The organism is Umezawaea tangerina (assembly GCF_003002815.1).
Classification (GTDB): Bacteria; Actinomycetota; Actinomycetes; order Mycobacteriales; family Pseudonocardiaceae; genus Umezawaea; species Umezawaea tangerina.
Window position 1 is genome coordinate 316,028 of sequence record NZ_PVTF01000013.1, and the last position, 6,283, is coordinate 322,310.

Genomic DNA, 6,283 nt, shown 5'->3' on the forward strand with positions numbered 1-6,283 from the left:
CGGCGGCGGGCAGGCTCTACCACCTGCCCTTTTTCGCCCGACGAAGCCCAAAAAAGGGGCCCCAAGTCAAGCCGACCGCACCTGGGTCCGCTGTAGCGACACCGGGCGAGACAACACGGCGGCTAGAACACCCCAACGCGGAGCAACCACCCACCCCACCCGGCACCAACAGCGAAGCACCCCCAGCAAACCCACCCCAACCCCCACCCACCCCGTACAGCACACTTCCCCCGTGGACCACACCGCCTTCGTCCTCGCCAACACCCGCCCCCACCCGGTCCCCCTGATCCCCGAGATCCTCCTGCGCACCGCCCCCGACGTCATCACCCTCTGGGAAGCCACTAACACCACAGACCCACCCTTCTGGGCCTTCCCCTGGGCAGGCGGCCAGGCCCTGGCTCGCCACCTCCTAGACCACCCCCACCTCGTCGCAGGCCGCCGCGTCCTCGACCTGGCCTCCGGCTCCGGCCTCGTCGCCATCGCCGCCCGCCTCGCAGGCGCCGATCACACCACGGCCAACGACATCGACCCCCGCTCAGCCGCCGCCGCCACCCTCAACGCCGCCCTGAACGACACGGTCGTCCACCCCCTCACCGCCGACCTCCTGCACGAGGACGCGACGGACTTCGACGTCATCCTCGCCGGCGACGTCTTCTACGACCGCACCATGGCCTCCCGCGTCCTCCCCTTCCTCCGCACCGCCGCCACCCGCGGCGCAACAGTGCTGGTAGGCGACCCGCAACGCGCCCACCTACCGCACTCCGAATTCACCGTCCTGGCCGGCTACGACGTCCCCGTCCACACCGCCCTGGAGAGCGCGGAGATCAAACACACAACCGTTCTCACCCCGAAGTGAGACTGGTGTCGATCTTCCTCACCCCTTCGTGCCACACTTTCACCCAGGAGTGAAGGGAAGACGGTGCCGATCGGATCCAGGAGTGCCACGGCTGTTGTGGTCATCGCTGTCGCGTTGTTGCTTTTGGTGATCAGCAACGTCCTGTGGGCCCCAACCGACCAACAAACCCCCGCACTTGCCCGCTTGGGCACATCCACACCCCCACCCACCACCACACCCCCACAATCCCCGACCCCCTCATCCCGCACCCAGGACCTCCAATCCGTCAAAGCCGACCTCTTCCGCTCCTGCGGCAACGCCGCACTGGACCCCGCCAACTTCAAGCTGGGTGCCCTCATCGACGACGGTCAGGGCCACAAACTGGTGGTGGCGAGTTCTGTGGGTGTGGTGGCGATGTGTGGTGTGCATCCGTTGGGTAGTGGTTCGGGTGTAGGCCCGATGACCGAGGCGGGTTTGCGGGGTTCGGGTCGGGTGTTGGCGCGGGCGGGTGGTATCGACGCGGATACCGGTTTCCTGGGCTACGGCCGTACCCTGCCCACTGTCGCGCGGGTGGAGATCTTCCTGCCGGGTGGTCGTCCGGTGTTGTCGGACGCCTCGGGGGAGACGTTCGCGTTCTTCGTGCCGTTGCCGCGTGACAAGGTCACCGACCTGACCGCCCGTGTCACCGATAACACGGGCGTGGTCGTGTACGACGGTCCCCTGTAGTCCGACGGTCCTCCGGTCCTTCGGTCTGCTCCGGAAATCCTCGACTACCTGGCCGTGGGGCAAGTCCCGGTAGCGGAGCGGGATCGGTCGATCCGGTCGGCCCCGCGGAGTTCGGCGGAGTTGGGCGGGTATCACCTTGTGCAGGTGGTGCCGGACACCGGCCTCGTTCCGGTCCCGTGGTCACCGTCACCATGTCATGCCGGATCCGAACCCCACCCCCCACTCCTGGGGCAGGTGCTCCCGGCCGATGCCGATGCCGGTGCCGAGCACGAACAGGATGCCTTGCAGGCACAGCCGATCCGGTGATCGCTTCCGGCCCAGGTCGCGGGTCCGACGCGGTGGCACCGGGATCGACGGTCCGACCGGATCCCCACGACTTGCCCTCGGCCGGCCACGGCTTCGACACCTCCGCCCCTGCCGTGGTTCTTGCCCCCCTTGCCCCCTGTCCTGCCCTTTTTCTGTCTTTCTCCCTTCCTTGTCTGTCTTCCTTTCCCTGTCTGCGTGTTTTGTTTAGTTTTTGGTTGGTGGTTTTTTGTGGGGGATCATTCCCGCGGTCAGGATGGTCGTGGTGAGTGGTCGGGTGAGGTGGGTGTACCGGTCGCGGTCGGTGTGGTCGAGTACCGAGTACGGTCCTTCGGCCAGTTGGTCGGTCAGCGCCTCGACCCGCTCCCGCAGTTCCCGCCCGGCCTCGGTCAGCACCCCGTCACCGTCGACGACCCCGCGTTCCCGCAGCCTGTCGACGGCGGCATCCCATTCCTCCGTGGCCCATCCGCGGGTGCGGCGTAGGGATTCGGCGGGGATCTCCCCGCTGCCGGAGTGCACCACCAGGGCTTCGATCCCGGACAGGTCGTGGGTGAGCAGGGCGGTGAGGTGTCCGTCGCCGCGGTACTCCCGCAGCAGGGTCTGGGCCCACCACAGCACCCGTAGTGGTTGTTCGGGCCAGGGTTGTGCGGCGTGCGCGGCGAACAACGGCCGCCCGTGGGGTGTGGTGCAGGCGTGTTCGGCGGCGCGTCGTGCCAGTCCCGCGAGCTCCTCGATCTCCCCGTCCCGCTCGGCCAGTTCGCCCAGCCCGCGTCGGAGGGCGGCGTCGGCGGCGTCGGCCCTGGCGGCCAGCAGGGCCTGCGGGGTGGTCTTCTCCCACGCCGAGGGGATCGCCCCGCGTACGAGTGCGGGGTTGAAGTTGTAGAAGGTCGCGATGACGACCTCGGCGGATACGGGGCCGAGGGCGGCGGCGCGGGAGGCGAAGTACCCGGCGGTGTGGTCCAGTCCGAGCGCGGTGTAGCGGTCGTGTGCCTCGGGGGCGAAGTAGATCATGCCGTGGAGGGGTTCGAGGGCCCGCCAGAGTTCCCGTGCGCTCGCGACCACGTCCTGCTCCTCCGCCTGTGGGGGTACCGACCGGTTGGTACGGGGTGGTGTCACCGTACCGGCCCCACTCCCCACCGCGGGGCACCCGCCCGCCTGCACCCCCAGACCGCCCCCAGACCGCCCCCAGACCGCCCCCAGACCGCCCACTGCTCCGCGCGACCGCGCACACCTCCCGGCCGGGCACCGCTTCATGCGACCTGCCCTCAACCCCGCGCCGACTCGCTCCGTTCACCACAAAGCAGCCGTGCTCCCGTGGTGACACCGCGGCCTCGTTCCGCCTGTGACGCCACGTCGACCCGCGCGGCTGCCCGCCCCGGCCCCCGCCCCCGGCCTGTCTGGCCCACGACCCTGCCCGCGACCTCGCGCCGATCCGTTTCGGCCTGCTCCGCCCCCGTTCCCCGCGCCGAGCGATCGGTCCTGCCCGCGACCTTCTCCCGGTTCGTATCGGCCCGAGGGAGGCGGGGGAGGGGTTATGCGTAGCGTTGGACCAGTTCGGCTCCCAGCCGCGCCAGTTCCGCACGTACCGACTGCGGTCCGACCACGTCGATGGTCGTACCCCACCCGGCCAGTGGTTGTGCGATCCCCAGCGCGGTGTGTGCCGCGACCCGCACCCGTACCCGCCTGCCTGCGCCCGGCCCGTCGGCCACCCGCTCATCGGCTACCCGCCCGTCGGACGCCCGCCTGTCGGTGCCCGCTCCGTCGCCGGTCTGTCCGTCGGCCACACGCCCGTCGGTGGCTTGCCCGTCAACCACCCCTCGGCCGGTGACCGGTTCATCAGGCACCCGCCTGTCGGCTACCTGCGGGTCGGTGGCAGGTCCGAGCACCCGGCAATGCCGCCCGAACTGCGTCCGCAGCACCGGCAACAACCTCTCGGGCAGCACGACCTCCGCGGTCACGGTCGACCGTCGCCCCTCCATGTCCTCGACCACCCGCTCCCACGCCCGCGCGACCCGGAAACCGTCCGGGCGCACGGCAGGGGAGTCGGTGACCACCACGTCGACCATGCGATCCACCCGGAAAGTCCGCTGCCCATCGCGGGTGCCGGCGATCAGGTACCAGACACCGTCCTTGTCGACCAGCCCCCACGGGTCCACCTCCCGCCACGCCCCCTCCCGTTCCGGCGCCCCCAGCCGCGCGCCACCTCCCGCCGTGCCCCCTCCTGCGGTGTCGTCTCCTGCCGTGCCCTGCCCCTGCACGGCCTCTTCCCCCTGCACGGCCTCTTCCCCCTGCACGGCCTCTTCCCCCTGCACGGCCTCTTCCCCCTGCACGGCCTCTTCCCCCTGCGCGGCGTCTCCCGCCTCGCCCCCTCCCGGCCTGCCCGCCTCCCGCCACGCCTGCTCCCACCGCGGGATGCGAACCCCCTGTCCCGGCGTCTCCCTCCACGCCGTCCCCGGCTGCGCCCCCTCCCGACCCGCTGCCTCCCGACTCGGCGCCTCCCGACCCGGCGCCTCCCGAGAGTCCCCGGCCTCCCACCCCGACATCCCCGGCGACGTCACCTCCGGCCGCGCGGCCCCACCCCGCGGCGTCTCCCCACCCCGCGGTACCTGCCCACCGGGCGTCTCCTCACCAGTCGCCTCCCCGCCCGTGCCCTCCCGCCGTGCCCCGCCCGCCCCGCCCGCCCCACGGCCTGCATACCCGAACCGGACCCTCACCCGCCGCACCACCGCGGCCTGCAACACCTCCACCACCCCCGACCGCCCCCGCACCCGCCCTCCCCACCCGACCGGATCCACCACCACCGCCTGCGCCGCGGCCTCGGCATCCGCCCGGAAGGTGTCCGGCAACGCCCGCACCAGCTTGCGCAACGCCGACCCCACCACCGGCGACCCCACCACCCCCGGACCCACGGCCAGGAACAACGCCTGCGCCTCCACCGCGGTCAACCCGCTCAGATCCGTGCGTGCCCCGCCGACCAACGACCACCCACCACCCCGCCCCGGCTGCGGGTACACCGGCACCCCCGCCGCGGACAACGCCTCCAGGTCCCGACGCGCGGTGGCCACCGACACCTCCAGCTCACGGGCCACCCCCGCCGCGGTGACCCGCCCCCGCGCCTGCATCAACAACAACACCGCCACCAGACGATCCGCCCGCATACCCCCGACCCTTCCACCCAAAGCGCTCACCGGGTGAACACTTTGCCCCCGCACCCTGGACACCCAGGCCCCACCCACCGCGGGACCGACACCGAAAAGGACACCACCATGCTGCGTGGACTGAGCACCGTCTCCTACTTCGCCACCGACCTGCCCGCCGCCACCGACTGGTACACCCGCCTGCTCGGCGTGCCCCCGTACTACGTCGTGCCCGACGCCTACGTCGAGTTCCGCATCGGCGACTACCGGCACGAACTGGGCATCGTCAACAGCCGCTACGCCCGCCACACCCCCACCGGCGGCGCCGTCGTCTACTGGGCCGTCGACGACGTCCGGACCACCCTGACCCGCCTGGTCGACCTCGGCGCCACGATCCACGAGGCCCCCGAGGACAGGGGAGGGGCCGGCTACGTCACCGCCACCGTCCTGGACCCCTTCGGCAACATCCTCGGCATCATGGCCAACCCCCACTACCACGAGGTCCTCGCCACCATGACCACCCCAGCCCAGGAATCAGCCCCGGGACACCACGCCGCAGACCCGCACCCGGCATAGCAACGAAACCGCCACAAGACCCCACCCCACCGGCCACCGATCCACACTCCACCCGACACCGGGGGAGCGGGGATCCACCCCCGAGGGTCCTCACCCCATCCGTCAGGCGGCGGCTCACCCGACCGTCAGGCCGTCACACCCGCGCTCGGCAGCGCCCTCCCGCGTACCCCACCCGACACGGCACACCGGTCCGGACACGCCCCGACCACACCGGGCACAGTCCCTGGCCCGGTGTGTCGCCCGCACCCATCCCGCCCGCCCGGAATAAGGTTCCTCACCCCACGGACTCCCAGACTTCCAGACTCACGGAGGTACCAGGTGACGGCACGTACCGACGTCGAAGCACGGACGACCGCGGGAAGGCCCCCGCCCGCGGACCCGACCACCGGACCGCATGCCCCGAACGCCCCGGCCGCCCCCTGATGCCCCGCCGCCCCAAGCCCCCAGCCGCAACCGCGCCCGCCCCCGCCCCACATCGCGCCCAGACCCCTCCACCACGCCCCGCCCCACCCACCGCCACCACCACCACCACCACCGACCGGCCCCCTCCCACCGCACCCCTCACCGAGCCATCCACCGCCGACAGCGACCGGCCCCCCACAAAACCACCCACCCCCCCCCCCCCCCCCCCCCCCCCCCCCCCCCCCCCCCCCCCCCCCCCCCCCCCCCCCCCCCCCCCCCCCCCCCCCCCCCCCCCCCCCCCCCC

General features: G+C 72.1%; 6 protein-coding genes and 1 pseudogene. 3 read left to right on the plus strand and 4 right to left on the minus strand.

What is annotated here, in order from left to right; translation table 11 throughout:
- Positions 1 to 232 precede the first annotated feature (232 nt).
- Together CLV43_RS37010 and CLV43_RS47325 are read left to right on the plus strand one after the other, a co-directional pair.
- A complete protein-coding gene (locus tag CLV43_RS37010; RefSeq protein WP_106193450.1) occupies positions 233 to 856 on the plus strand; it encodes a class I SAM-dependent methyltransferase in 624 nt (207 codons plus the stop codon).
- A gap of 96 nt (positions 857 to 952) precedes the next feature.
- Entirely contained in the window at positions 953 to 1,561 is a 609-nt protein-coding gene (locus CLV43_RS47325) for a hypothetical protein (protein WP_146175041.1), read from the plus strand.
- Positions 1,562 to 1,747: 186 nt separating this feature from the next.
- Here CLV43_RS47325 and CLV43_RS47330 read toward each other — a convergent pair whose 3' ends face one another.
- From CLV43_RS47330 to CLV43_RS49745, 4 genes and pseudogenes are all read right to left on the minus strand, one after another.
- Positions 1,748 to 1,906 carry a transposase gene (locus tag CLV43_RS47330; RefSeq protein WP_146175042.1) on the minus strand — a complete coding sequence of 53 codons (159 nt, stop codon included), beginning with the start codon at positions 1,904 to 1,906 and terminating at the stop codon, positions 1,748 to 1,750.
- 165 nt (positions 1,907 to 2,071) lie between these two features.
- Positions 2,072 to 2,926 (minus strand): SCO6745 family protein, encoded by an 855-nt coding sequence (locus CLV43_RS37020; protein WP_211304728.1) that lies wholly within the window; start codon positions 2,924 to 2,926, stop codon positions 2,072 to 2,074.
- A gap of 470 nt (positions 2,927 to 3,396) precedes the next feature.
- Positions 3,397 to 4,407, minus strand: coding sequence for a WYL domain-containing protein (locus CLV43_RS50540; protein WP_281262194.1), 1,011 nt, complete (start codon positions 4,405 to 4,407; stop codon positions 3,397 to 3,399).
- 141 nt (positions 4,408 to 4,548) lie between these two features.
- A pseudogene (locus tag CLV43_RS49745) lies at positions 4,549 to 5,022 on the minus strand (helix-turn-helix transcriptional regulator); the annotation flags it as partial.
- 108 nt (positions 5,023 to 5,130) lie between these two features.
- Between CLV43_RS49745 and CLV43_RS37030 the strand changes: the two are divergent.
- Positions 5,131 to 5,577, plus strand: a complete 447-nt coding sequence (locus CLV43_RS37030) for a VOC family protein (RefSeq protein ID WP_106193456.1) — start codon at positions 5,131 to 5,133, stop codon at positions 5,575 to 5,577.
- Positions 5,578 to 6,283: the final 706 nt, after the last annotated feature.

What these genes read in the sequence shown, in the direction of transcription:
- CLV43_RS50540 (WP_281262194.1), bottom strand. Translation starts at nt 4,407, where the DNA reads ATGTCGGGGTGGGAGGCCGGGGACTCTCGGGAGGCGCCGGGTCGGGAG.
- CLV43_RS37030 (WP_106193456.1), top strand. Translation starts at nt 5,131, where the DNA reads ATGCTGCGTGGACTGAGCACCGTCTCCTACTTCGCCACCGACCTGCCC.